28 protein-coding genes are annotated in these 25,018 nt (G+C 70.5%); 20 read left to right on the top strand and 8 right to left on the bottom strand.

Going from position 1 to position 25,018, the window contains the following annotated elements; genetic code table 11:
* Positions 1–70 precede the first annotated feature (70 nt).
* From JIG36_RS14355 to purL, 6 genes are all read left to right on the top strand, one after another.
* Positions 71–601 carry an ArsR/SmtB family transcription factor gene (locus tag JIG36_RS14355; RefSeq protein ID WP_236047063.1) on the top strand — a complete coding sequence of 177 codons (531 nt, stop codon included), beginning with the start codon at positions 71–73 and terminating at the stop codon, positions 599–601.
* The gene (locus tag JIG36_RS14350; RefSeq protein WP_203376792.1) at positions 601–1,857 is read left to right on the top strand and encodes an MFS transporter; all 1,257 of its coding nucleotides are present in this window, start codon (positions 601–603) and stop codon (positions 1,855–1,857) included. Before JIG36_RS14355 ends, JIG36_RS14350 begins: the two co-directional genes overlap by 1 nt.
* On the top strand, positions 1,854–3,275 hold the full coding sequence (gene purB / locus JIG36_RS14345; RefSeq protein ID WP_203376791.1) for an adenylosuccinate lyase: 1,422 nt from the start codon (positions 1,854–1,856) through the stop codon (positions 3,273–3,275). The genes JIG36_RS14350 and purB overlap by 4 nt, the downstream gene beginning before the upstream one ends.
* Positions 3,276–3,613: 338 nt before the next feature.
* Positions 3,614–3,871 (top strand): phosphoribosylformylglycinamidine synthase subunit PurS, encoded by a 258-nt coding sequence (purS, locus tag JIG36_RS14340; protein ID WP_203377391.1) that lies wholly within the window; start codon positions 3,614–3,616, stop codon positions 3,869–3,871.
* Positions 3,868–4,575, top strand: a complete 708-nt coding sequence (gene purQ, locus JIG36_RS14335) for a phosphoribosylformylglycinamidine synthase subunit PurQ (RefSeq protein ID WP_203377390.1) — start codon at positions 3,868–3,870, stop codon at positions 4,573–4,575. Before purS ends, purQ begins: the two co-directional genes overlap by 4 nt.
* Positions 4,575–7,154 (top strand): phosphoribosylformylglycinamidine synthase subunit PurL, encoded by a 2,580-nt coding sequence (purL, locus tag JIG36_RS14330; RefSeq protein ID WP_203376790.1) that lies wholly within the window; start codon positions 4,575–4,577, stop codon positions 7,152–7,154. Before purQ ends, purL begins: the two co-directional genes overlap by 1 nt.
* Before the next feature lie 58 nt (positions 7,155–7,212).
* On the opposite strand, the gene JIG36_RS14325 is transcribed toward purL, so the two are convergent.
* Positions 7,213–9,204, bottom strand: coding sequence for a carboxypeptidase-like regulatory domain-containing protein (locus JIG36_RS14325; protein ID WP_203376789.1), 1,992 nt, complete (start codon positions 9,202–9,204; stop codon positions 7,213–7,215).
* A 155-nt stretch (positions 9,205–9,359) separates the two neighbouring features.
* Here JIG36_RS14325 and JIG36_RS14320 point away from each other — a divergent pair, with 155 nt between their 5' ends.
* From JIG36_RS14320 to amcA, 5 genes are all read left to right on the top strand, one after another.
* Positions 9,360–9,731 (top strand): sterol carrier family protein, encoded by a 372-nt coding sequence (locus JIG36_RS14320; protein WP_307872714.1) that lies wholly within the window; start codon positions 9,360–9,362, stop codon positions 9,729–9,731.
* 93 nt (positions 9,732–9,824) lie between these two features.
* Positions 9,825–11,390, top strand: coding sequence for an amidophosphoribosyltransferase (gene purF, locus JIG36_RS14315; RefSeq protein ID WP_203376788.1), 1,566 nt, complete (start codon positions 9,825–9,827; stop codon positions 11,388–11,390).
* A 34-nt stretch (positions 11,391–11,424) separates the two neighbouring features.
* Positions 11,425–12,576, top strand: a complete 1,152-nt coding sequence (gene purM, locus JIG36_RS14310; RefSeq protein ID WP_203376787.1) for a phosphoribosylformylglycinamidine cyclo-ligase — start codon at positions 11,425–11,427, stop codon at positions 12,574–12,576.
* Between the two features lie 154 nt (positions 12,577–12,730).
* Positions 12,731–13,834 carry a cyclophane-forming radical SAM peptide maturase AmcB gene (amcB, locus tag JIG36_RS14305; RefSeq protein WP_203376786.1) on the top strand — a complete coding sequence of 368 codons (1,104 nt, stop codon included), beginning with the start codon at positions 12,731–12,733 and terminating at the stop codon, positions 13,832–13,834.
* Positions 13,803–14,027 (top strand): multiple cyclophane-containing RiPP AmcA, encoded by a 225-nt coding sequence (gene amcA, locus JIG36_RS14300; protein WP_203376785.1) that lies wholly within the window; start codon positions 13,803–13,805, stop codon positions 14,025–14,027. The genes amcB and amcA overlap by 32 nt, the downstream gene beginning before the upstream one ends.
* A gap of 356 nt (positions 14,028–14,383) precedes the next feature.
* Here amcA and JIG36_RS14295 read toward each other — a convergent pair whose 3' ends face one another.
* Both JIG36_RS14295 and JIG36_RS14290 read right to left on the bottom strand, forming a co-directional pair.
* Positions 14,384–14,596, bottom strand: a complete 213-nt coding sequence (locus JIG36_RS14295) for a DUF3073 domain-containing protein (RefSeq protein ID WP_133873684.1) — start codon at positions 14,594–14,596, stop codon at positions 14,384–14,386.
* A gap of 243 nt (positions 14,597–14,839) precedes the next feature.
* Positions 14,840–15,919, bottom strand: a complete 1,080-nt coding sequence (locus JIG36_RS14290; RefSeq protein WP_203376784.1) for a Glu/Leu/Phe/Val family dehydrogenase — start codon at positions 15,917–15,919, stop codon at positions 14,840–14,842.
* A gap of 153 nt (positions 15,920–16,072) precedes the next feature.
* On the opposite strand from JIG36_RS14290, the gene JIG36_RS14285 reads away from it, so the two are divergent.
* Positions 16,073–16,912 (top strand): DUF8083 family protein, encoded by an 840-nt coding sequence (locus JIG36_RS14285; protein WP_203376783.1) that lies wholly within the window; start codon positions 16,073–16,075, stop codon positions 16,910–16,912.
* Positions 16,913–17,194: 282 nt separating this feature from the next.
* Complete coding sequence (locus JIG36_RS14280; protein WP_014687221.1) at positions 17,195–17,404, top strand: BldC family transcriptional regulator; 210 nt, start codon at positions 17,195–17,197, stop codon at positions 17,402–17,404.
* An 87-nt stretch (positions 17,405–17,491) separates the two neighbouring features.
* On the opposite strand, the gene JIG36_RS14275 is transcribed toward JIG36_RS14280, so the two are convergent.
* The gene (locus JIG36_RS14275; protein ID WP_203376782.1) at positions 17,492–17,869 is read right to left on the bottom strand and encodes a PPOX class F420-dependent oxidoreductase; all 378 of its coding nucleotides are present in this window, start codon (positions 17,867–17,869) and stop codon (positions 17,492–17,494) included.
* 18 nt (positions 17,870–17,887) lie between these two features.
* Between JIG36_RS14275 and JIG36_RS14270 the strand changes: the two genes are divergently transcribed.
* The 4 genes from JIG36_RS14270 (at position 17,888) to JIG36_RS14255 (ending at position 21,131) form a co-directional block, all read left to right on the top strand.
* Positions 17,888–18,664 carry a class I SAM-dependent methyltransferase gene (locus JIG36_RS14270; RefSeq protein ID WP_203376781.1) on the top strand — a complete coding sequence of 259 codons (777 nt, stop codon included), beginning with the start codon at positions 17,888–17,890 and terminating at the stop codon, positions 18,662–18,664.
* Positions 18,661–19,227, top strand: a complete 567-nt coding sequence (locus JIG36_RS14265) for an RNA 2'-phosphotransferase (RefSeq protein WP_307872713.1) — start codon at positions 18,661–18,663, stop codon at positions 19,225–19,227. The genes JIG36_RS14270 and JIG36_RS14265 overlap by 4 nt, the downstream gene beginning before the upstream one ends.
* Before the next feature lie 72 nt (positions 19,228–19,299).
* Positions 19,300–19,866, top strand: a complete 567-nt coding sequence (locus tag JIG36_RS14260) for a hypothetical protein (RefSeq protein WP_203376779.1) — start codon at positions 19,300–19,302, stop codon at positions 19,864–19,866.
* Complete coding sequence (locus tag JIG36_RS14255) at positions 19,863–21,131, top strand: PrsW family intramembrane metalloprotease (protein WP_307872712.1); 1,269 nt, start codon at positions 19,863–19,865, stop codon at positions 21,129–21,131. Before JIG36_RS14260 ends, JIG36_RS14255 begins: the two co-directional genes overlap by 4 nt.
* Positions 21,132–21,133: 2 nt before the next feature.
* Here JIG36_RS14255 and JIG36_RS14250 read toward each other — a convergent pair whose 3' ends face one another.
* A complete protein-coding gene (locus tag JIG36_RS14250; RefSeq protein ID WP_203376777.1) occupies positions 21,134–21,382 on the bottom strand; it encodes a hypothetical protein in 249 nt (82 codons plus the stop codon).
* A 146-nt stretch (positions 21,383–21,528) separates the two neighbouring features.
* Between JIG36_RS14250 and JIG36_RS14245 the strand changes: the two genes are divergently transcribed.
* Positions 21,529–21,948: a PaaI family thioesterase gene (locus JIG36_RS14245; RefSeq protein WP_203376775.1), complete on the top strand. Its 420-nt coding sequence runs from the start codon at positions 21,529–21,531 to the stop codon at positions 21,946–21,948.
* A 51-nt stretch (positions 21,949–21,999) separates the two neighbouring features.
* On the top strand, positions 22,000–22,389 hold the full coding sequence (locus tag JIG36_RS14240) for a hypothetical protein (protein ID WP_127505369.1): 390 nt from the start codon (positions 22,000–22,002) through the stop codon (positions 22,387–22,389).
* Positions 22,390–22,417: 28 nt separating this feature from the next.
* On the opposite strand, the gene JIG36_RS14235 is transcribed toward JIG36_RS14240, so the two are convergent.
* Positions 22,418–22,726, bottom strand: a complete 309-nt coding sequence (locus JIG36_RS14235) for a hypothetical protein (RefSeq protein ID WP_203376773.1) — start codon at positions 22,724–22,726, stop codon at positions 22,418–22,420.
* 42 nt (positions 22,727–22,768) lie between these two features.
* Here JIG36_RS14235 and JIG36_RS14230 point away from each other — a divergent pair, with 42 nt between their 5' ends.
* The gene (locus tag JIG36_RS14230) at positions 22,769–23,395 is read left to right on the top strand and encodes an HAD family hydrolase (protein WP_203376771.1); all 627 of its coding nucleotides are present in this window, start codon (positions 22,769–22,771) and stop codon (positions 23,393–23,395) included.
* Here the strand turns inward: JIG36_RS14230 and JIG36_RS14225 are convergent.
* Together JIG36_RS14225 and JIG36_RS14220 are read right to left on the bottom strand one after the other, a co-directional pair.
* Complete coding sequence (locus JIG36_RS14225; protein WP_203376769.1) at positions 23,387–24,589, bottom strand: RNA polymerase sigma factor; 1,203 nt, start codon at positions 24,587–24,589, stop codon at positions 23,387–23,389. The genes JIG36_RS14230 and JIG36_RS14225 overlap by 9 nt on opposite strands.
* Complete coding sequence (locus JIG36_RS14220) at positions 24,577–24,948, bottom strand: YciI family protein (protein ID WP_203376767.1); 372 nt, start codon at positions 24,946–24,948, stop codon at positions 24,577–24,579. Before JIG36_RS14220 ends, JIG36_RS14225 begins: the two co-directional genes overlap by 13 nt.
* Positions 24,949–25,018 lie beyond the last annotated feature (70 nt).

The raw sequence follows: 25,018 nt of genomic DNA, 5'->3' as shown, positions 1-25,018 counted from the left end.
TCTCCGTGCAGTGTGCCACTCCCAAACAAGCATTGGACAGTCGACGCGCGGGTGCCCTAGACTCCCCAACATGTCTTTGGGAGAGGGAAACGCCGGGCTGCGAGCGATGGCCCACCCCGTACGGCTGCAGATCTTGTCGCTGCTGACCGGTTCCGCCCTGACCGCGGCCGAGGTGGCCCGCGAGCTCGGCCTGACCCACGCCAACGCCAGCTACCACCTGCGCAACCTGCACTCCGCCGGCGTGATCGTGCTGGCCGGCGAGGAGAAGATCCGCGGCGGCGTCGCCAAGCGCTACCGCTACGAGGCCGCCCGTGACCGGCTTCCGGAGAGCGCGGAGGAGCGGGGTGAGATCTTCGTGGCCCTCGGGCACGAGCTCATCCGCCGCGCGGCCCAGGGCCGCTGGTCGGCCACCGCCGAGCCGCCGCCCGCGCCGGCCCTGATGGCGGACGGCGATCTGTGGATCGATCCCGTTAAATGGCGTGAGATTCACGGCAAGATCGCCGAGGCTGTCCGCGAACTGCACGACATCGCCCAGCCGCCCCGCACCCCCGGCACCATCCGCACCAACACCAGCGTCGCGATGTTCGAGATGGAGTCTTGATGAGCGGCACCTTCACCCCGCTGCGCTACGCCCCCTACCGCTACCTCATCGCCGGCCGCACGATCAACGCGCTCGGCAACTCCTTCGCCCCCATCGCGCTGGCCTTCGCCGTCATCGACCTGGGTGGCTCGGCCACCGACCTCGGCCTGGTGGTAGGCGCGCGCACGGTGGTCAACGTCGCCTTCCTGCTCTTCGGCGGCGTGCTGGCCGACCGGATGCCCAAGCACCTGCTGATGGTCGGGGCCAGCGCCGCCGCGGCCGTGACGCAGGGCCTGGTGGGCGCCCTGGTGCTCACCGGCACGGCCACCGTCCCGCTGCTGATGGCGCTCGGCGCGATCAACGGCATGGTCGGCGCGCTCGCGCTGCCCGCCAGCTCCTCGATCCTGCCGCTCACCGTCCCGGCCGAGATCCGTCAGCAGGCCAACGGCTTCAACCGGCTCGCGTTCAACTCGGCTGCCATCCTCGGCGCGCCGCTGGCCGGCGTGGTCGTCGCCGCCACCAACCCGGGCTGGGGCATCGTGGTCGACGCGGTGACCTTCGCCCTGGCCGCCCTGCTCTTCCTGCCGCTGCGCCGTCTGCTGCCGGCCGCCCCACCGGCGCCGCCGTCCCGGCCCAACCTCTTCGCCGACCTGCGTACGGGATGGTCGGAGTTCCGCTCGCGCACCTGGCTCTGGGTCGTGGTGGCCGCTTTCGCCGTGATCAACGCCTCCTGGGCCGGAGGTCTCTATGTGCTCGGCCCGGTGGTCGCCGACGACACGATCGGCCGCCGGGCCTGGGGTCTGGTGCTGGCCGCGCAGACCGGCGGCATGATCCTCGGCGCCCTGCTGGCCATGCGGTTGCGGCTGCGCCGTCTGCTGCTGTTCGGCGTGGTCAGCACGTTCGGCATGGCCATCCCGCTGCTGATCCTCGGCGCCTACCCGCACTTCTGGCTGATGGTCGCCGGTGCGCTGGTGGCGGGCGTGATGTTCGAGCAGTTCGGCATCGCGTGGGAGACGACGATGCAGGAGCACATCCCGCCCGACAAGCTGGCCCGCGTCTACTCGTACGACATGGTCGGGTCGTTCGTCGCCCTGCCCGTCGGCGAGATGCTGGTCGGACCGATCGCGGGCGTCGCCGGGGTCGAGGTGACCCTGATCGGCGCGGGCCTGCTGATCACTCTCGCGGTGGCCGGCATGCTGATCAGCCGGGACGTCCGCACCCTGCGGCATGAGCTGCCCGAACGCGATCCGGGTCCCGTGAAAGAATCGGTCGCGTGACCATCCCGAACGTCCTCGCCGCCCGTTACGCCTCCGCCGACCTCGTCGCCCTGTGGTCCCCGGAAGAGAAGATCCGCATGGAGCGCCGCCTCTGGCTGGCCGTCCTGCGGGCCCAGCGCGACCTCGGCGTGGCCGTTCCCGAGGGCGCCGTGGAGGCGTACGAGTCGGTGCTCGACCAGGTCGACCTGGGCTCGATCGCGGCCCGCGAGCGGGTCACCCGGCACGACGTCAAGGCCCGCATCGAGGAGTTCAGCGCGCTCGCCGGTTTCGAGCAGATCCACAAGGGAATGACCTCGCGCGACCTGACCGAGAACGTCGAGCAGCTGCAGATCAAGGCGTCGCTCGAACTGATCCGGGCCCGGGTGATCGCCACCCTGGCCCGGCTCACCGAGCGTGCCGTCGAATACTCCGACCTGGTGATGACCGGTCGCTCGCACAACGTCGCGGCCCAGGCCACCACGCTGGGCAAGCGGTTCGCGTCGGCCGCCGAGGAACTTCTCATCGCGTACGAGCGTCTCGACGACCTGATCGCGCGGTATCCGTTGCGGGGCATCAAGGGCCCGGTCGGCACCGCCGCCGACCAGCTCGACCTGCTCGACGGCGACTTCGAGGCGCTGGCGACGCTCGAGCAGCGGGTCGCCGGCCACCTCGGCTTCGACCGGGTGCTCAGCAGCGTCGGCCAGGTCTATCCGCGCTCGCTCGACTTCGACGTGGTCTCGGCGCTGGCCCAGATCGTCGCCGGGCCGTCCTCGCTGGCCACCACGATCCGCCTGATGGTCGGCCAGGAACTGGTCACCGAGGGCTTCAAGCCGGGCCAGGTGGGCTCGTCGGCGATGCCGCACAAGATGAACACGCGCTCCTCCGAGCGGGTCAACGGTCTCGCCGTGATCGTCCGCGGTTACCTGTCGATGGTCGGTGAGCTCGCCGGTGACCAGTGGAACGAGGGTGACGTCTCGTGCTCGGTGGTGCGCCGGGTCGCGCTGCCCGACGCGTTCTTCGCCGCCGACGGCCTGTTCCAGACGTTCCTCACGGTGCTCGACGAGTTCGGCGCCTACCCCGCGGTGATCGCCCGCGAGCTCGACCGGTTCCTGCCGTTCCTCGCCACCACCAAGATCCTTGTTGCGGCCGTACGCAAGGGGGTCGGCCGAGAGGTCGCGCACGAGGTGATCAAGGAGCACGCCGTCGCTGTGGCGCTCGCGATGCGGGAGAAGGGCGCCGCCGTGAACGACCTGTTCGACCGGCTCGCCACCGACGGCCGGCTCCAGCTGACCCGGGCCGAGATCGACACGCTGGTGGCCGATCGGGCCGCCTTCGTGGGGGCGGCGCCGTCGCAGGTCCGTAGCGTGGCCGACCGGGTCGCCACGATCGTGGCCGCACACCCCGACGCCGCGAAGTACGCCCCGGCCCCGATCCTCTAGCGAGTTTGCCGCTGGGGCACGGCGGAGATCATGATCACGCCGCGCCCCGGCGGAGCCCCCGTTCCGATGCGACCGCGGGGCGGCTGTCGCACGGCCTTGGTGGAGATCGTGACCCGACCGTACGAGCCCCTCCGCCGCACGCCTAGAACCCAGTTCTCCCCTATCACCGTGTGATGACCCGACGTTGATTGAAGTTTTGATCGACACGGTGGCCGAGATCACCGGGGAGTTGGCTGCTCAGCGCCCCCGGCGTCGCGTGCGCGACACCGGGCGAGAATCCCGTAGCGTGGTTCGCAAGGTAGGCTCCACGTGCTTACACCTATCAGTCAGGAGTGCCCGTGGCTCGCGTCGTGGTCGACGTCATGCTGAAGCCGGAGATCCTCGACCCGCAGGGCCAGGCGGTAGCGAACGCGCTGCCCAGGCTCGGGGTCACCGATGTCTCGTCCGTCCGCATCGGTCGGCGGATCGAGATCGAGTTCGCGGGCGAGCCCGACCTCGACCGGGCTCGGGAGATCGCCGACAAGCTGCTCGCCAACCCGGTGATCGAAGACTTCACCATCCACGTCCACGAGGACGCCTCGGCGGAGGTCGTCTGACCATGCGCATCGGTGTGGTCACTTTCCCGGGTTCGCTCGACGACGGGGACGCGGCCCGCGCCGCGCGCATCGCCGGCGCGGACGTCGTCCGCCTCTGGCACGGCGACCCCGACCTGCACGGCGTCGACGCCGTGGTCCTGCCCGGCGGCTTCTCCTACGGCGACGCCCTGCGCTGCGGCGCGATCGCCCGGTTCGCCCCGGTCATGGAGTCGCTGGTCGACGCGGCCCGCGGCGGGCTGCCGGTCCTCGGCATCTGCAACGGCTTCCAGATCCTCTGCGAAGCGCACCTGCTTCCCGGTGCGCTCACCCGCAACCAGCACCTGCACTTCCGCAACCGCGACCAGTTCCTGCGTGTCGAGTCCACCGACACCGCCTGGACCAACGGCTTCACCGACGGCCAGGAGATCCTGATCCCGGTGAAGAACGGCGAGGGCTGCTACGTCGCCGACCAGCGCACGCTCGACCAGCTCGAGGCCGAGGGCCGCGTGGTCGCGCGCTACATCCGCGGAAACCCGAACGGTTCGCAGCGTGACATCGCCGCGATCACCAACGAGGCCGGCAACGTCGTCGGCATCATGCCGCATCCGGAACACGCGGTGGAGACGCTGACCGGCCCGTCACTCGACGGCCTCGGCTTCTTCACCTCCGTCCTGCGGGCCCTGGCCGGGGCCTCCGCGGGGGCACACGCAGGGGGACACCAGTAATGACGACGCAGCCGGACACGTCCGCCGCGCCGAAGCAGACGGGCTTTGCCGCGACCGATGTGCTGGTCAACGAGTTCGACGGCGGCCCCGACACCGTGCAGCGCGCCGCCGGCACCCCCGAGGAACTGCAGCCGCACACCGAGCTCGGCCTCAAGGACGACGAGTACGAGCGGATCCGGCAGATCCTCGGCCGCCGTCCCACCGCCTCCGAACTGGCGATGTACTCGATCATGTGGAGCGAGCACTGCTCCTACAAGTCGAGCAAGGTGCACCTGCGCCAGTTCGGTGACAAGGCGCCGCGCGGCACCCGCATGCTGGCCGGCATCGGCGAGAATGCCGGCGTCGTGCAGATCTCCGACGACCTGGCGGTCACCTTCAAGGTCGAGTCGCACAACCACCCGAGCTTCGTCGAGCCCTACCAGGGCGCGGCCACCGGCGTCGGCGGCATCGTGCGTGACATTCTCGCCATGGGCGCCCGCCCGATCGCGGTGATGGACCCACTGCGCTTCGGTGCGGCCGACCACCCCGACACCGCCCGCGTGCTGCCCGGCGTGGTCGCCGGCATCGGTGGCTACGGCAACTGCCTGGGCCTGCCCAACATCGGCGGCGAAATCGTCTTCGACCCGACCTACCAGGGCAACCCGCTGGTCAACGCGCTGAGCATCGGCGTTCTCCCGGTCGAGCGGCTGCAGCACAAGGAGGCGGCCGGCGTCGGCAACATCGTCGTGCTGCTCGGTGCCCGCACCGGCCGCGACGGCATCGGCGGCGTATCCGTGCTGGCGTCCGCGACCTTCGACGAGGGCGCCGAACAGCGCCGCCCGTCGGTGCAGGTCGGCGACCCGTTCATGGAGAAGCTGCTCATCGAGAGCTGCCTCGAGCTCTACGACGCCGGTCTCGTGGCCGGCATCCAGGACCTCGGCGGCGCGGGCCTGACCTGCGCGCTCACCGAGACCGCGGCCGCGGCCGGCACCGGCATGCGGGTGTGGCTCGAACGGGTGCCGCTGCGTGAGGCGTCCATGTCGCCCACCGAGATCCTGGCCAGCGAGTCGCAGGAGCGCATGCTCCTGATCGTCACGCCCGACAACCTCGAGCGCGTGCTGTCGGTCGCCGAGAAGTGGGGCGTGTGGGCCACCGCGATCGGCGAGGTCACACCGTCCGGTGAGGACGGTTCGCCGGGCCGCCTGGTGATCACCTGGAACGACCACGTCGTGGTCGACGTGCCTCCGGGTTCGCTGGCCGACGACGGCCCGGTCTACGCCCGCCCGATCCGCGAACCGGCCGACTTGATACTGCTTCAGGCCGACAAGGCCGAGACGTTGCCCCGGCCGTCCACCGGTGACGAGCTGCGCGAGACCGTGCTGCGCATGATCTCGTCGCCGAACCTGTGCGACAAGACCTGGGTGACCGAGCAGTACGACCGCTACGTTCTCGGCAACACTGTGCTGGCTCAGCCGGAAGACTCGGGTGTGCTGCGCATCGACGAGAACACCGGCCTCGGCGTCGCGCTGTCGGTCGACGGCAACGGCCGTTTCGCGCGCCTCGACCCTTACGAGGGTGCGCGGCTCGCGCTCGCCGAGGCCTACCGCAACGTGGCCGTCACCGGCGCCGAGCCGGTCGCCGTCACCGACTGCCTCAACTTCGGCTCGCCCGAGGACCCGGCCGTCATGTGGCAGTTCGCCGAGGCCGTCCGTGGTCTGGCCGACGGCTGTCAGCAGCTGGGCACCCCGGTGACCGGCGGCAACGTCAGCTTCTACAACCAGACCGGTGCCGCCGCGATCCACCCCACCCCGGTGGTCGGCGTGCTGGGCGTCTTCGACAACGTCGCCCGGCGCATCCCGATGGGCTTCCCGGCGGCGGGTGGCGACGGCGACCTGATCTTCCTGCTCGGCGAGACCTCCTGCGAGCTCTCCGGCTCCGAGTGGGCGTGGGTCACCCACGGCCACTTGGGCGGCCGCCCGCCGAAGGTCGACCTCGAGGCCGAGCGCCGGCTGGCGATGCTGATGGCCCGGGCCTCCGAGGCCGGTCACGTCAGCGCCGCCCACGACCTCTCCGACGGCGGCCTGTCCCAGGCCCTCGTCGAGAGCTGCCTGCGCCGCAACGTCGGCGCCAAGGTCGCGCTGCCCGACGACGGCCAGTCCGCCTTCGTCCACCTGTTCAGCGAGTCGGCCGGCCGGGCGCTGGTCGCGGTGCCGCGCGGGCACGACAAGGCGTTCGCGGCCCTGGCCTCGGAATACGGCGTGCCCTGCGCGCCGCTCGGCGTCACGTCGGCCGAGCCGGTGCTCGAGGTGCGCGACCAGTTCAGCCTCCCGCTCGACGAGGCCCGCGCCGCGCACGAGGCGACGCTGCCGGCGCTCTTCGGTGGTGTGGCCGAGCTGGCCAACCGGCACGGCGACCCGGAGCACGCGGCCGACCCGACCGCGCCCGCCGGCCCCGACCGGGGTGACGCTGTGCTGACCACCGCGGCGTCCGGAGCGGCCATGGAGACGGCGGCTCCGATCGAGGCCGAGGGCATCCCGGCCGCCTCCGCGGCCGAGGTCAAGGAGCCGTCGCCGGGCGGTCCGATCGACCCGACCGCCTGACGCCAGACACGAGAGAGCCGGCCAGCAGATCTGCTGGCCGGCTCTCTTTTTGCTGTGCTTAGTAGTCCTGGCCTCCGCGGCGCGGGGTGGGAGCTCCCGGCTGGCCGCCGTACTGCCCGCCGCCACGCTGGTCGTAGCCGCCCTGGTTGCCGTACTGCTGCTGGTCGTCGTAGCCACCCTGGTCGTAACCGCCCTGGTAGCCGTCGTAACCGCCACGCTGGTCGTCCTGAGCCTGGTAGCCGTCGTCGTAACCGCCGCCGTACTGCTGGCCGCCCTGACCGCCCTGGCCGCCGCCGTACTGGCCGGTCTGGCCGCCGTACTGCTGGCCGCCGCCCTGGCCGCCCCCGTACTGGCCGCCCTGACCGCCGCCGTACTGACCGCCCTGGCCGCTCTGAGCGCCGCCGTACTGGCCCCCACCCTGCGGGCCGTAGCCGTTGTTGTCGATGCCGTTGCCCGGCGCGTCCCACGACGATCCGTAGCCGCCCTGATCGGGCTGCTGCTGTCCGTAACCGCCGCCCTGGTAGCCGCCACCACCCTGGTCGCCGGCGTACTGGCCGCCGCCGTACTGCTGGTCGCCGTGCTGCTGGCCCTGGTCGTAACCGCCGTAGCCGTCGTCCTGGCCGCCGTCGGGGCGGTACATGCCGGTCGCCTCGCTGTACGCGCCGTAACCGTCGCCCTGCTGGCCGTAGCCGTTGTTGTCGTTCTGCGGTCCGCCGTACTGAGTGGACTCGGCGTACTGCCCGTTGCCGCCGCCGTACTGCTGCGTGCCCCCGCCGTATTGCTGGGTCCCGCCGCCGTACTGGTTGTTGGTGCCCTGGTCGTTCCAGCCACCGGCGGCCGCCCCGGCGAACCCGCCCTGCTGCGGCATGGGAGCGCCGTAGGGGTCGGGGAACTCGTCCTCGGCGGCGGGCACCCGGTGGATCACCGTCGGGGCGTCGGCCATGGACGGCGCGCCGGAGCGCGGAGCGATCATGGTCGCGTCGTTCGCGCGGCCGCCGCCGACCGGTGCGCCGACCCGGGTGGCGTCGTTGTAGCGGCCCTGGCTCGGCGGCACGACCCCGCCGGCGCCGGAGAGGCTGCTCGGGTCGTCGTCGTCACCGCCGTTGTCGCTGTTGCGGCGGCGCAGCACCACCAGCACGATCGCGCCGATGCCGGCCGCGACCAGCAGGATGCCGATGATGATGAAGAGCATCGAGCTGCCGCTGTCTTCGGCGGCGGCGTTGTTGGTCGCGGGGTCGGTGGTGGCGACCGTTTCGTCGGGGGCCGCCTCCGTGCTCGCCTCGCTGGTCGGCGCGGAGCTGGCCGAGGCGGTCGGCGAGGCCGAGGCGGACGGGCTCGCGGTGGCATTCGCCTTCAGCGTCAGCGCGACGACCACGCTCTGGCCGGCACTGACCTGTCGCTGGACCCCGGCCTCCTCGAAGCCGGTTTTGCCGGCGCCGATCGAGATCTTGCCCGGGGTGATCGGGTTGCTGTCGGAGGACGTGAAGGAGTAGGCCCCGGAGCCGTCCGACGTGGTGCTGAAGATCCGGCCGGCACTGTCTTCCATGCCGACTGTGGCACCCGCCACAGCCTTGCCGTCCTGGTCCTTGACGCGACCCGAGACCTGCCGGACGGTCTGCGGCTTGTCGGGCCCCTTGACCGTGATCTGCTGGCTGGTGCGGCCCTGCTCACCGTTGATGGTGGCGGTGACGTTGACCGTCACCTGGCGCGTCTCGCCGGCGTTGACGTTGGGCGCGGTGAGGCGCACGGAGAACTCGCGGCCGTCGTTGTCGACCTGGGTGACCCGGTTGCAGTCGCCCTCGCAGGTCATGCCGTTCGCGTTCACCCGCACGTTGGCCGCCGCGGGCAGGCCGCCGTTGTCGTTGGTGTCGGCCACCTGGAACTTCATGTCGACCCGGCTGCCGGAGACGACCTCGGTCTGCAGGTCGGTGATCTGCACGTTCGGCGGGCTGGCAAACGCCACCGCGGGCGCGGCGAACACTCCGCCGACGACCACCGCCAGTAACGCACCGGCCTGGGCCGCCCGGGTCCGTAGGTGCGTTGCCACCATCCACCGCCTTCCGGTCGCACGGTCACCGGCTTCTTGGGGGCGCCGGTTACTTCCCGCGACTAAAAACACCGTCGGCCACTATGCCTTGTCACACGTCCATCGCGCGACCCAGGGCCGCGTACCAATCTCGCTGAAGCGAGTCGTATCGTCCCGACGTGTCCCCTGCGCACAATAAATCCGAGTTGGTGAAGCAAGCGTTGGACGCGCTGGATCGCGGCGCCCAACCCGAGAGATCAGTGCTGCGTGACGCTGTGCGAGCACTGCTGGCCGAGCTGGCCGCCAAGGCGCCTGGCCGATCGGTGGAGGTCCGGATTCCGCCTTTCGGTGCGATCCAGTGTGTTCCAGGTCCCAGGCACACCCGCGGCACACCGCCCAATGTGGTCGAAGCGGATCCGATCACGTGGCTGCTCGTCGCCACGGAGCGTGTGAGCTGGGCGGATGCGCTGAGTGACGGACGTCTGCGCGCGAGCGGTATCCGTACGGATCTGACCGAATACCTTCCGTTGACCGGCGGGACGACCGATTAGCAGCCGGGCCGACCCGCACCGGCTCGCGTACACTGGTCGGTCGGACGGTCCGACACGTTTTCCAGCAGCTCAGATCAGCATGAGGGAGCGACAGTGCCCCGAGGCGACGGCCGGTTGACCGACGATCTCGACCCCCAGGAGCGTGGCCCCCAGGACGCCTGTGGCGTCTTCGGCGTCTGGGCCCCCGAGGAAGAGGTCGCCAAACTCACCTACTTCGGGCTTTTCGCTCTTCAGCACCGCGGCCAGGAAGCGGCCGGCATCGCGGTGAGCGACGGTTCCGGCGTGGTGGTCTACAAGGACCTCGGTCTGGTGTCCCAGGTCTTCGACGAGCCGACCCTGGCCAGCCTGCGCGGCCACCTCGCGATCGGCCACACGCGTTACTCCACCACCGGCGGCTCGAACTGGGAGAACGCCCAGCCGACGATCCGGGCCACCACGGCCGGCACGACGATCGCCCTGGCCCACAACGGCAACCTGGTCAACACCGCCGAGCTGGCCCGTGAGGTCGCCGAGCGGGGCCTCGAGGCCGACAGCGCCACCTCCGACACCGCCCTGGTCACCACCCTGCTGGCCAGCCGCCCCGACCTGTCCGTCGAGGCCGCCGCGCTCGAGGTGCTCCCGGGGCTCAAGGGCGCCTTCAGCTTCGTCTTCATGGACGAGAGCACGCTCTATGCCGCGCGCGACCCTCAGGGCGTACGCCCGCTGGTCCTCGGCCGCATGGAGCGGGGCTGGGTGATCGCCAGTGAGACCGCGGCCCTCGACATCGTCGGCGCCAGCTTCGTCCGCGAGGTCGAGCCGGGCGAGATGCTGGCGGTCGACGAACACGGCCTGCGTTCCACCCGGTTCGCCGCGCCCGAGCCCAAGGGCTGCCTCTTCGAATACGTCTATCTGGCCCGCCCCGACACGACGATCGCCGGCCGCAACATGTACTCGGCCCGGGTCGAGATCGGCCGCGTGCTGGCCCGGGAACACCCCGTCGAGGCCGACCTGGTGATCCCGGTCCCCGAGTCGGGCACCCCGGCCGCGATCGGTTACGCCGAAGAGTCGGGCATCACCTTCAGCGCCGGCCTCACCAAGAACGCGTACGTCGGCCGCACCTTCATCCAGCCGTCGCAGACGATCCGCCAGCTCGGCATCCGGCTCAAGCTCAACCCGCTGCGCGAGGTCGTGCGAGGCAAGCGCCTGGTCGTGGTCGACGACTCGATCGTCCGCGGCAACACCCAGCGGGCCCTGGTGCGCATGCTGCGCGAGGCCGGGGCGCTCGAGGTGCACGTGCGCATCTCGTCGCCGCCGGTGAAGTGGCCGTGTTTCTACGGCATCGACTTCGCCACCCGGGCCGAGCTGCTGGCCAACGGGCTCGACAACGAGGGCATCCGCCGCTCGATCGGAGCCGACTCCCTGGGTTATGTTTCCCTGGACGGCCTGGTGTCGGCCACCGAGCAGCCGAAGACGCGCCTGTGCATGGCGTGCTTCGACGGCCACTACCCGATCGAGCTGCCGGCGGGCAACCTGATCGGCAAGCACCTGCTCGAGGGAGTGGGCAAGCGGGCCTCCATGCCGTCGGCCACCGACGAGGCGGCCACGGCGGCCGTCGCGGAGCTCGAAGACGAGTACGACCTGGCTGGTCAGGGCGCTCCGAGCGCGCTGAACCACCCGTGACTTTGACGACGAAGCATCTTCTAAGGGGAGAACCGTGACGCACGTGTCCGAGCGCAACAGTGCCGGGTCCAACGGCGCTGAGGGCGCCGACCGTCAGCCCTGGACGGCCGGCGCCGGCCGCGGGATGCGCAAGCGGACGGCGACGTACGCGGACGCGGGCGTCTCGATCGAGGCCGGTGACCGCGCCGTCGAGCTGCTGAAGTCGAAGGTCAAGCGGACCACCCGCCCCGAGGTCATGGGCGACCTGGGCGGGTTCTCCGGCCTGTTCAAGCTCAACACGTCGAAGTACAAGAGCCCGATCCTGGCCTCGTCGACCGACGGCGTCGGCACCAAGCTGGTGATCGCGCAGCAGCTCGACATCCATGACACGATCGGCATCGACCTGGTCGCCATGGTCGTCGACGACCTGGTCGCCTGCGGGGCCGAGCCGCTGTTCCTGCTCGACTACATCGCCTGCGGCGAGGTCGTGCCCGACAAGGTGGCCGAGATCGGCGCCGGCATCGCCGACGGTTGCCGTTACGCGGGCTGCGCGCTGCTGGGCGGCGAGACCGCCGAGCACCCGGGTGTGCTGCGCCCCGACGAGTACGACGTGTCCGCCACAGGCGTCGGCGTCGTGGAGGAGAGCGAGATCCTCAGCCGTGACCGGGTCGAGATCGGCGACGCGGTCATCGCGATGCGCTCCTCGGGTCTGCACTCCAACGGCTATTCGCTGGTCCGTCACGTGCTGCTGGGTGCCGGCCGCATGCGCCTCGACTCGGTGGTCGACGACTTCGGCAGCCAGCGCACCCTGGGCGAGGAACTGCTCACCCCCACCAAGATCTATGCCAAGGACTGCCTGGGCCTGATCGAGGAGACCGACGTCCGCGCGTTCTCGCACGTGACCGGCGGCGGCATCCCCGGCAACCTCAACCGCATCCTGCCCGCGAACGCCGACGCGGTGGTCGACCGCTCGACCTGGCGCCCGCAGCCCATCTTCGACCTCATCCAGGCCAAAGGCCGGATCGAGGACCACGAGATGGAGGCCACGTTCAACATGGGCGTGGGCATGTTCGCGATCGTCTCGTCCGACGACGCCGACCGCGCGATGGCCTATCTGACCGGCCGGGGCGTCGAGGCCTGGCAGGTCGGCGAGGTCATCGAGGGCACCGGCGAGGTGCAGATGATGGGGCAATACACCCGCGGCTGAGGCTTGCGTCGATAATGATCCGTGTGTGTCGATATATGGCACATGCGGATCTTTCGTTTACTCGGCTGGACCGCAGAGCCTAGCCTCTGACGTGAGTTCTTCACGTTTTTCGGCAGGGACGGGGGTGCGGAGGGTGGCGCGAGCCTGGAGCGGGATGCGGGGGATCGCATCCGTCCCGACCTACGTCGTCATGCAGCCCACCACCCTCTGCAATCTCGACTGTGCCTACTGCTATCTGCCGTTCCGGGCCGCCGACAAGCGGATGCCGGTCGAGGTGGCCCGGGCCGTCGCGGCCTCGGTCGAGGGCTGGGCCCGTGACAGCCGGTTCTCGGTGGTCTGGCACGGCGGGGAGCCGCTGGCGGCCGGGCGTGAGCATTTCGCGGCCCTGCTCGAGCCCTTCGGCGCCGGCGTGGAGCACCACGTGCAGACCAACGCCACGCTGATCGACGACGCCTGGTGCGAGTTCTTCCAGACCCATGACGTACGGGTCAGCGTGAGCGTCGACGGCCCCGAGGCGCGCAACGGGGAGCGGGTGACCCGGGGCGGCCGTCCCGCGTACGACCGGATCGTGCGCGGCATCGAGGCGCTGCGGCGGCACGCCATCCCGTTTTCGGCGCTCTGTGTCGTCGGTGACCCGCGGCCCGGCGCCGCCACCGAGCTCTACCGATACTTCCTCGACCTGGGCTGCGACGTGCTCGGCATCAACGTCGAGGAGCAGGAGGGTGTGAACACGCGGGTCCGTGGGCACTCGGCGGCAGACGTGACGGCGTTCTGGGCCGAGCTGGTCACGGCTTGGCGGGCCGACCCACGCATCCACCTGCGGGAGGTCGAGTGGTCGCTGCGCTACGTGTCCGCGGTGCTCGACGGCACGGCCGACGACCTGCTGCCGCGGCAGCTCGACCCGATCCCCACGGTCGCGTACGACGGCTCGGTCGTGCTGCTCTCGCCCGAACTGGCCGGCTTCTCCGACCCGCGCTACGGCGATTTCACCAGCGGGAACGTGCTGACCACGCCGCTGTCCGAGATTCTGGCCGGCGCCGCGTCGACACCGTGGATCGGCGAGTTCCTGCGCGGCGTGGAGTCGTGCCGCGCGACATGCCCGTACTTCGGCTTCTGCGGGGGTGCCCACGCGGCCAACCGCTACTTCGAGCAGGGACGGTTCGACACCACCGAGACCGACCACTGCCGGAACAGCAAGATTCGCCTACTGGAGGGAGTGCTGGACCATGCCCGAGATCACGAGCCCTCGGCTGTCTGACGAGCCGGGGACAGATCCGGTGACGGCGCGGGTGCACGACACCCGGGCCGGATTGGCAGCGCTCATCGCGGAGGCGGAAGAAGCCCGGCGGGCCCGCGACGAGAGCACGTCGGAGGACGGCTCGGCGGTGTGCGCCTGGAACCACTTCGAGAACATCCCCACGTTCTACAACTGGAACAACCGACCGCGCTGATGGCTCCGCTTCGCTCCGCGGGCGATCGCCTCTGGGAGGTCGGTGAGGAGTCAGCCGATTTCCGGCACCGCAAGCTGTGACATGGCTCCGCTTCGCTCCGCGGGCGATCGCCCCTTTGAGGCAGGCGAGGAGGCAGTCGATTTCCGGCACCGCAAACACCGCGGCGACGCAAATCGACTGCCTCCTCGCCTGCGGGGCGATCGCGGCAGTTGACGATTCACGGGTCCACGGAGAGTGGGTCCTGGTTCGAAGCCCACGCGAGGGTTAGCCCGCGTGGGCTTCGTGTGTTTGAACCCTAGGGATTGACCACCACGCACGGGAGCACGCGGAGAGCCGCGTGCTCTGTGCGGTACGGGTCAGCGCCTTGTCGGCGACCAGGAATCCTGGTCGTCGTCAGCGTCATCCTCGTCGTCGTCGACGAACTCATCGTTGTCGTCGTCGAAGTGACGGTCGGACTGGCGTGTTCCCGCCAGTTCGCGCTGCAAGGCGGTGAGGTCGGTGTTCGGGGAGTGATACTTCAACTCCCGGGCCACCTTCGTCTGCTTGGCCTTAGCACGGCCGCGCCCCATGGCTCGACCCCCTCGCACAGAATTCGGGGCAGCCCGAAGGCGGGCCCCGATGACGTCAGGCATCTCTCGTGGGTCTTACGGTACATGGACGATGCCGTCTTCGGCACCTCGGGTTGCGTGTGACACTGCCGCGCGTCGCGGTTTTCCGTCCCGGAACGCGCGGCAGGCACTAAACCGCTCTCTTTTCCGGCCCCCGGCCCGTCCGTTCGGGTCGCCGAAGCAGGCCGTTCATATGAGGTTCACTCAGCTCAGATAGATCGAACGCAGCCGGCCGACCTCGGCCATGCGCTGCTCGGCGAGCCGGTCGGCGGCGACGGCCGGGGCCACACCCTCGGTCTCGGCCATCCGCAGGATCCGCCGCGTGGTGTCGAAGATGCCGGTCGCGCGCAGCTTCGCCCGCTCGAAGTTGAAGCCCTCGATCTCGTCGGCGACCTGGATCACACCGCCCGCGTTCACCAGATAGTCGGGGGTGTAGAGGATGCCCCGCTCGGCCAGCGTCTTCTCGATGCCGGGGTGGGCCAGCTGGTTGTTGGCGCCGCCGGTCACCACCTTGGCCCGCAACGCCGGCACGGTGTCGTCGTCGAGCGCGCCGCCGAGGGCGCAGGGGGCATAGACGTCGAGGTCCGAGGTGATCAGCGCCGTGGTGTCGGCGACGAGCTCGATCTGCGGGTGCGTGGTGCGGGCCCAGCTGAGCGCGGCCTCGTTGACGTCGGTCGCGATCACCGCGGCGCCGTCCTCGATGAGGTGACCGGCCAGATATTTGCCGACCTTGCCGAGACCGGCGATGCCCACCGTGCGCCCGGCCAGCGTGGGGCGGCCCCACGTGTGCTCGGCCGCGGCGCGCATGCCCTGGAAGACACCCCAGGCGGTGAGGATCGAGGAGTCGCCGGCGCCGCCGTGCTCGACGCTGCGGCCGGTGACGTAGCGGGTCTCGCGGGCGATCACGTCCATGTCGGGGACATAGGTGCCGACGTCGCACGCCGTGTAGTAGCGCCCGTGCAGCGACTCGACGAAACGCCCGTACGCCCGCAGCAGCCCCTCGGACTTGGCGCGGGCCGGGTCGCCCCAGATGACCGCCTTGCCGCCGCCGAGGTCGAGCCCGGCCAGGGCGTTCTTGTACGCCATCCCGCGGGAGAGCTTCAACACGTCGGCGAGGGCGGCTTCCTCACTCTCGTACGGATAGAAACGGGTGCCGCCGAGCGCCGGCCCGAGGGCCGTGGAGTAGATCCCGATGATCGCCTTGAGGCCGGTCTGCCTGTCCTGGCAGAAGACGACCTGTTCGTGACCGGTGGCGTCGGTGCCGTCGGTGTCGAACACGCCCATGGCTGTTCTCCTGATCCTTTTGTCATGCCCTCGTGGGGCCGCGGGTGCCGGCGGGGGTGGTGCCGGACATACCCAGCCTAGTCAGGCGGCCTGTGGCGGGATTACGTCCGCGCGGGAAGTTCCACATGGCCGAATTCGTGAAAGGATCGCGCCGTGCCGTCACTGTTCGCGTCGTACCTGAGGGTTTACGAACCGCTGACCGCCTTCGACCGCGACCGTCAGGTTTTCTGGCGTAAGTACGCCCGTGAGGGCCGTGCGCTGGGACCGGTCGAGGGTCCGGTCCGGCAGCGCTCGGCCGTGCTCGAGGCGCTCGGCGCGGGCTGGACCAGGCTGCCCGATCTGCCCGACGAGGCGTACGTGCTGCAGTGGGGTGACTCGCTGCTGGTCTGCCCCTGGAACCTGCGCCTGCGGGTGGCCGAGGCGGCCCTGAACGCGCGCGACGGCGTGCCCAGCGTGCTGGCCGACGCCTTCGTGCCCCCGGTGCTGGCCGGCCAGGCCAAGGCCATCGTCGAGGACTGGCGCAGCGGGGCCAAGGTGCTCGAGCACGGGGTGCCGCGGGTGCACGAGCAGATCGCGACGTGGGGCGTGCCGCTGCGCTGGTTCGTCTTCGTCGACCTGGAGGAGCGCGAGATCGACCTCGCCACCGGCAAGCGCACGCTGCGCTACCGCACGGAGATCTCCAAGGCCCGCCGGCGCGCGCACCGGGGCGTGGCCGTCCTGCGCAAGTCGCTGGGCGACGCCCCGATCACCGAGGCGGTCGAGGAGGGCACCCGGTGGCTCGAGGAGTTCCATCCCCGCTCGATTGTCGAGCTTGACTACGGCGGCCTCGTCAACCTCCTCCCGGATGACGTTCTCGCTGGTGACGATTCACCCGGACTGGTGGCGGCCGGACTTTCGGCACTCTCCCGCGGAGACGCCGACGACGCCTCCGCCGCGTACGAGAAGCTCGTCGATCGCTGGCGGGCCGTCCAGTTGCTGGAAAGGTGCAACTGAGCTGCGGCGATGCGGACAGATGGGCGGTTTTCACCGCCCGTGGGAACGCTCCCGAGGCGAATACTCTTCGTAACTGGCGCTCGCCGAAGCGTGATAATCGGACTAAACGAGACACTATCTGGCGTAGAAAACACGCAAAAATCGGGCATGCTTCATCCGTCTATCTGGGGACCTTCGTCCGTTCGGCCCATGTCGGACATCGGGGACTAGCCGGACCATGAGAGACGCACCGGCCGGCGGGACCCCGGCCGTTGTCTATAGGTACCTGTGGAGGAGTGACCGATGGCATCGCGTACGCACGATCCTGAGCCGCTACTAACGCCGGCCGAGGTGGCGTCGATGTTCCGTGTCGACCCGAAGACCGTCACCCGGTGGGCGAAGGCGGGCAAGCTGAGTGCGATTCGCACTCTGGGCGGCCACCGTCGTTACCGGGAGTCGGAGGTTCGCGCCCTGCTGCAGGGGCAGATCCCCACGCAGCGCCAGGGTGACTGACGAACCTCGGTCGAAGCGAAAGATCGTTGCAAGGGGCGAGCGTCGGGGAAGGCGATCGCCCCTTCTTCGCATCTGGTGCCGGGCGATTTATGCCGGATCGATGCGAATCACGGTGATCCGGTCGCGCTGACCCAGGAGCTTGTAGCGGAGCATCCCGGCCAGACCCGCGATCTTGTATTTGCGGCCGAGCACCCCGGCGAAGTGCTCACGCTCGGCGTCGTCGGCGATGCGGGCCCGGCCCTCGGCCGTCTCGCCGCGCACGTTGCCGCGGATGTCGCAGGCGGCCAGCGTGACCCGCGGGTCGTTGCGGACCCGCTTGACCTTGAACGACTTGCTTTCCGTCCAGATCGCGACGCCGGAATCGGCGGGGAGCACCCAGACGGGGGTCGCCACGGCCCGGCCGTCCTTGCGGAACGTCGTCAGCAGGACGTACTTCTCGGAACCGAGTTGCCTCAGCGCGGTCATGCGCCAAGGGTAGTGACCATGCAGCAGCCACCGATAGGCGACGTGTTCGGCGAGATGATCCGGGACGCGTACGCCGTGCGCACCGGCGTCGGGCCCCGGCCCCTGGCCGGCGGCCGGGTGCCGCGCCCGGTCATCGAGGTCATCGAGCGCGACGACGGCCTGATCAACGGCGCCCCGGCCGACCACTACCTGGGCGAACCCGACGAGTGGCAGCCGCACGACCACCGGGCCCTGCGACTCTGCCGGGGCCACGTGCTCGACATCGGTGTCGGCGCCGGCCGCCACGCCCTCGAACTCCAGCGCCGCGGCATGGCGGTGACCGGCCTCGACACCTCGGCCGGCGCCATCGAGATCGCCCGCCGGCGCGGCCTGCTCGACACCGTCGTCGCGACCATCGACGCGTACGCCGCGGCCAGCGCCCGCTACGACACGTTCCTGCTGCTCGGCAACAACCTGGGCCTGCTCGGCGGTCCGGAACGGGCGCCGGTCGTGCTCGACGCGCTGGCCCGGCTGGCCAACCCCGGCGCCCGCATCATCGCGCAGGGCACCGATCCGTACGGCACCACCGATCCCGTGCACGTGAGCTATCACCAGTTCAACCGCGAGCGCGGCCGCCTGGGTGGGCAGTTGCGGCTGCGGCTGCGCTACCGCCTGCTCGCCACCGAGTGGTTCGACTATCTGAACTGCTCCGCGGCCGAGCTGGAGGCGCTGATCGAGGGCACGCGGTGGCGGTTGCGATCGGTCGACGAGCAGGACCGGCCCTACTATCTGGCCGTCATGGAGCTGGTGGAGTGACCGGGCTGAGCCGCGACCAGGTGCGGATGAGCCGCCGCATCTCCCTGCTGTTGCGGCACCGGCCCGAGTCGGCCGGGTTGACGCTGGACGCGAACGGCTGGGTGCCGGTCGCCGACCTGCTGGCCGCGCTGGGCATCACCCGGGCCGAGCTCGACCTCATCGTCGAGCGCAACGACAAGTCCCGCTTCGCGATCGCCCGTCGCGACAACGGCGCCGACTGGATCCGGGCCAGTCAGGGCCACTCCCGCCGGGTCGAGGTCGACCTCGGTCTGCCGTCCGAGGGACCGCCGGCGGTGCTCTTCCACGGCACGCCGCGCGGCAACCTCGGCCCGATCTTGCGCGAGGGGCTGCGGCCGCGCAGCCGGCACCACGTGCACCTGTCGCCGGACGTGGCAACCGCCCTGACCGTGGGCCGGCGCCGTTCCTCCGATGTGGTGGTGCTGCGGGTGGCCGCGGGCGAGATGGCGTCCGGCGGCCACGTGTTCCACCGCAGCGCGAACGGGGTCTGGCTGACCGCCGACGTCCCTCCCGGGTATCTCACGCTAGAACCGACAAATCCGTAATTTCCCTGGTTGATCGATGCTCCACAATGGCCGTACGTCACGGGTGTCCGCACACGCCGTTAGCGTTGGGGCATGGCGAGGATCACCCGGCGTCAGCTGATGAATCTCCTCGGTGCGCTCGGGGTCGCCGCGAGCCTCGCCGGGCTGGCGTTCGGCCTTCCCGCGATCGACCGGTCGCTCTCCTCCGAACGCGCGGTCCGCACCGACGAGCCCTATCTGATCGGGGCCGGGGTGACCGTCGTGCCGCCGGCCGGCGCGGCCCTGGACGTGACGGGAACCCGCCCCGGCGACGGTGAGGGCACGGTGCTGTTCCGGCTCGGGCCGGTGCGCTACGCGATCGTCGTGCGGCCGTTCGACGGTGACCTCGACGCGGCCGCCGAACGGTTGCGCCAGCGCATCGTCGACACCACCGGCTACCAGGTCACCGGGGTCCAGCTCGAGGTGAGTACGGCCGGCGGGCTGGCCGGGTTGCAGGGCGGATACACGGCACCGGGCCGCGGCGGACGGTACGCGGTCTTCGTCGCCGACGGTCACACCATCGAGGTGACGATCAGTGGCAACGATCTCGATCTGGGCCGCAGCCTGCCGCAGATCGAGGCGAGCACACGCACCCTGCGACGGGCGGGGGAGCCGCAGTGACCACCTCGGTGGTGCGGCCCGCCCGCCGGTCGCGCCTGTCCGCCCTGGTGCGTGTGCCGGCCTTCTGGGTGGTGCTGACGCTGCTGGTCGCCGGCACCGTGCGGATGGCCCAGATGACCGGGCACTTCCTCACCGCGTACCCGAAAGCGACCGCCACCGCGGTCCTGCTGTTCGCGCTGCTCGCCGTGCCGTTCTGGTGGTTCGTCGCGGAGCTCGACTTCATCGAACCGGAACCGGCCGAACTGCTCGTGCTGGCGTTCGCGTGGGGCGGCCTGGTCGCCACCACCGTCTCGATCCCGGGTGGCGTCGCCCTGGACAACCTGGTGGCCAAGCTGGGCTCGCCCACCCTGGCCGCCGACTGGGGCGCCGCGCTCGCCGGGCCCACGGTCGAGGAGATCGCCAAGACCCTGGGCGTGGTGGCGATCGTGCTGATCGCCCGGGCCCAGGTCAACAGCGTGCTCGACGGGGTCGTCTACGGCGCCATGGTCGGCCTCGGCTTCCAGATCGCCGAGGACATCGTGTTCGCCGTCGGTGCGGTCGCGCTGGCCGGGCAGGGCGACCAGGTGCAGCCGGTGATCGCGACGTTTCTGCTGCGCGGGTTCCTGGCCGGCGTCTGGAGCCACACCCTCTTCGGTGCGCTGGCCGGGGCCGGCATCGGCTATCTGGTGGTCAGCCGGGAAAGTGGACGCCCGCACCGGGTCGCGGTGGCGGTGCTGGCCGTCATCGGGGCGTGGGCCTCGCACGTGCTCTGGAACTCGCCGCTGCTGATCGACGGGCTCGGCAACGGAGCCCTGGCGCTGCTCGGCGTCCTGCTGATCAAAGGCTTGCCGCCGCTGCTGCTGATCCTGCTGCTGGTGCGGCGGGTGCACGACCGCGAGGCGGACTACTACGTGGAGCGGCTCGCGACCCTCGCCGACCCGCGGCTGATCACGCCGGGCGAACTCGCGGTGCTGGGTTCGGGGTCACGGCGGGCGGCGGCACGCCGGCTCGCGCGGGCCGAGGCCGGGCGAGCAGCCTCCACGGCCGTACGGCGGTTGCAGCGCGCGCAGGCCCGGCTGGCGGTCGAGCTCAGCCGGGCCGACCCGGAAGCGGCCGCCTCGCGGGAGGCGGCCGTCCGGGAACAGCGCGCGGTGCTGCTCCGGCTCGGGCATCCCGAGGCGGTCGCGGGCCCGGTCTCGTGGCGGCACCGGGCCTCGACGGTCGCCACCACGGCCGTGGCGATCGCCGTTCTCTGGGTCGCGCTCAGTGCCCTCGGCGGGGCCTGAGGTCAGACCGCCGGCGGGTGTCCGCCGTCGCCGTCGACGATCGTGTCCGGGTTGCCGTCCTGGTCGAGGTCGACCATGGTGATGTCGACCTTGCCGTCGCCATCGGTGTCGAACTGGAACAGGTCGGGCTTGCCGTCCCCGTCGGTGTCGGACACCCAGACGTCGGGCTTGCCATCACCGCTGGAGTCCTGCGCGATGAGGTCGACGCGCTCGTTGCCACGCGTCTCGACGGTCTCCTGGGGCTCGGTCATGCGGGCCTCCCTGCATTGCGGTTGGTGCGCTCGTCGACCGGCGAGCAGCCGGCCGGGTCGAACGGGCCTTGCGAACACGGTCGCAGGGAAGAGTAGGGCCCAAGTCACAGGACCGCGAGCCGGGCCTCGCCGGTAACGTTCATCGAATGGACATAGCGGCCGACAGCGTGCAAGACCTCTTCACCACCGGTGGCGGCGGATCGCTGGGCTCGCGCATGGGCATCCAGCTGACCGAGGCCTCGGCCGAGCGGGTCGTGGGCACCATGCCGGTCGAGGGCAACACCCAGCCGTACGGGCTGCTTCATGGTGGCGCCTCCTGCGTGCTGGCCGAGACGCTGGGCTCGGTGGGAGCGGTCATGCACGGCCAGAGCGTCGACCGGCCGTTCGCGGTGGGCGTCGACATCAACGCCACCCACCACAAGGCGGCTCGTTCCGGCGTTGTCACCGGTGTCGCCACGCCGGTGCACCGGGGCCGCACGATGGCCACGTACGAAATCGTCATCACCGACGACAGCGGCGAGCGGGTCTGCACCGCGCGCATCACCTGTTTGCTTCGTGGGGCTTAGATTTCACGCCCCACCGCGCGAACCTTGACCACCCCACGTACCTTCTTTGTCGTGACCGAGGTACCACAGCACGCTATCGACGACGCGGCACTCGTGCTCCAGAGTGCGCTGAGCGGCGACAGTGACGCGGTGGTCGGCACGTTCGACTCGGTGGTCGACCGTTCGGGCATTGTCGGGGCCTATGACGTCGCCTGGTGCCTGGCCGCCACGATGGTCGGGCAGGTGCCCTCGGGCGGCGCGTGGACGCTCGACTTCCCCGGCATCGACGACGCGCGGTACGACAAGCGCTGGGTGGCGCGGTTCGTCAGCGCGTACGTCAACGGTGACATCCCGACCGGCGAGGCGCTGTTCGGCGCCGCGATCGCCGACGGCCAGCTGCCCGACTGCCTGCTGGCGCTGGCCGGCTCGACAGTCGCGACGCTGCGCCACCGCGCCGCCTGACGACCTCCGAGATCTCGCGGCGCCGCGCCTAACGACCCCTGAGATACAGCGCCTTCGCATACTGCGCCGAGGCCGCCTCGTTGTACATCGACGCCTCCTGCATGTAGAACTCGTGGTCGGCCAGCGCCGCCTGCGCCTGGGACGTGCTCTTCCAGCGGATACTCGCGTCGATCTCGGAGAGGCCGCGGGCCTTGAACTGGCGGCGCATCGCCATCCGGCCCTTCCGGAACACCTCCTGGGCCTCCTCGGCGTGCTTCATGGCGATGAAGGCCTTCTCGCAAAGGGCTTCCGCCATGGTCCAAGCCGCCTGTTCGGCCGCGTTCGTGAATGTCAGCACGACGTCCTCCTTGACCCGCGAGAGCTCTGACAAGATCGACGGATGTTGCTGCTCGTCGATCTGGACAACACTCTTATCGACCGCACAGCCGCCTTCAAGGCCTGGGCACATGCCCGCTTCGGCGAGTCCGAGGTGCCGTGGCTGGTCACCGAAGATCAAGACGGCTATCGGCGCCGCGAGGATCTCGCCGCGGTGATCGCGTCGCGCTACCGCCTGGACGCCGCCGACGTGCTCGTTGAACTGCGGGCCGGCCTGGTCGAGCAGCTCCAACCGGACCCGCGGGTCGCGGCGGCGCTGACCGCGGTGACGGCGGCCGGGTTCGTGCCGGTGGTCGTCACGAATGGCACGGTGGCCCAGCAGGAGGCCAAGCTGCGCCGGACCGGCCTGGACGGTCTGGTGGCGGGCTGGATCGTGTCCGAGGGGGCCGGCGTGCGTAAACCGGAGCGCCGGATCTTCGAACTGGCCGCCGCCGCGGTCGGCCGGAATCTGTCCGAGGGCGGGTGGATGGTCGGTGACCACGCCGAGTACGACATCGGCGGTGGTCGCGCGGCCGGCCTGCGTACGGGATGGGTCTCCGCTGGTCGTTCCTGGCCGGAGACGCTGACCTTCCGTCCCGACGAGACCGCCGGAGACTGCGTCACGCTGCTGCGGGCGCTGATCTCAACGTAGGCGCGTGGCCCGTGACTCCAGGTAGCGGCGCTCGGGCAGGCTCAGCGTCAGCCGGGACGCCCACAGATACTCCTCGCGCGCACGTGCGAGGTCGCCGGCACGTTCGAGCAGGTGGGCCCGCACCGCGGCGACCCGGTGATGATCGGCCAGAGCCGGGTCGGCGGCCGCCTCGTCCAGGGCGCGCAGGCCCACCAGCGGGCCGTCCATCTCGGCGAGCGCCACGATCCGGTTCAGCGTGACCATCGGGCCGGGCGCGAGCGAGTGCAGCAGGCGGTAGAGCTGCAGGATCTGCGGCCAGTCGGTCTCCTCGGCCCGCTCCGCCTCGTCGTGCACGGCGGTGATCGCGGCCTGCACCTGGAACGGGCCGACGGCGGTGTCACGCAGCGCGGCGGTGACGATCCGTACCCCCTCGTCGATCTCCGCGCGGTTCCAGAGCGTGCGGTCCTGCTCAGCCAGCGGCACCAGAGCGCCGTCGGGGCGGGTGCGGGCCGGGCGGCGCGCGTCGGTGAGCAGCATCAGCGCGAGCAGGCCGGACACCTCGCCGTCGTGCGGCAGCCGGGCGTGCAGCTGCCGGGTAAGCCGGATCGCCTCGGCGCTCAGCTCCACCCGGTGCAGCGACGAGCCCGAGCTCGCGGTCGAGCCCTCATTGAAGATCAAATACAGCGTTTGCCGTACGGCGGGAAGCAGTGCCGTCATTTCCGTGTCGCTCGGCAGGACGAAGCGGGCTCCGGCCTCCCGGATCTTCCTCTTCGCCCGGCTGATGCGCTGACCCACGGTGCTCTCCGGCACGAGCAGCGCCCGGGCGATCTCGGCGGTGCTCAGGCCGCCCACGGCACGCAACGTCAACGCCACCTGCGAGATCGGTGTCAGCGCCGGGTGGCAGCAGAGCAGGAGCAGCGTGAGCTCGTCGTCACCCCGTACGTCGGGAACCGGATCGGGCGGCAGCGCCTCGCGCCGACGCCGGGCCTCCTCGTTGCGCGCCAGCTCGATCCGGCGACGCGACGCCACTCGGATCAGCCACGCGCGCGGATTGTCCGGAACGCCCTCCGACGGCCACTGCCGGGCCGCCGCGAGCAGCGCCTCCTGAACGGCGTCCTCGCTCGCGTCGAAATCGCCGTAACGACGCACCACCGCCCCCAGGACCTGCGGCGCGGCGGTGCGCAGAACCTCCTCGACCGGTGTCAGAACTCCCACCCGCTCATGTCCAGGATCGGGCGCACCTCGACACCGATGGTGGCCGCGTCGGGAACCTTGGCCGCCCACGCCAGCGCGTCCTTCTCGTCGGCCACGTCGATCAGGTAGAAGCCGGCCAGGTGCTCCTTGACCTCGGCGAACGGGCCGTCGGAGACGATCCGCTCGCCGTCGCGGACCGCCACCCAGCGGGCCAGCGCCGGGTCGGCCAGCCCCTCGGAGGCCACGAGCACACCCGCCTCGCCCATCTCGGCGCTCAGTTGGAGGTGGCCGCGGCCGAACTCCATCTGCTCGTCATCGGTCATCTTGTCCCAGGCCGCGAGGCTGCGCTCGTTCGACTGGATCAGGATCAGGTATTTCATGGCGTCTCCTTCTTCTCGGCTCATCGTGATTTTCCGGCTCATCCTGATGTCGAAGCCGCGGCCTCGGCTT

The sequence above is a fragment of the Paractinoplanes ovalisporus genome, assembly GCF_016834655.1.
Taxonomy (GTDB): Bacteria; Actinomycetota; Actinomycetes; order Mycobacteriales; family Micromonosporaceae; genus Actinoplanes; species Actinoplanes ovalisporus.
Note: the sequence above shows the minus strand (reverse complement) of the source record. Positions and strands in the feature narration are given on the sequence as shown.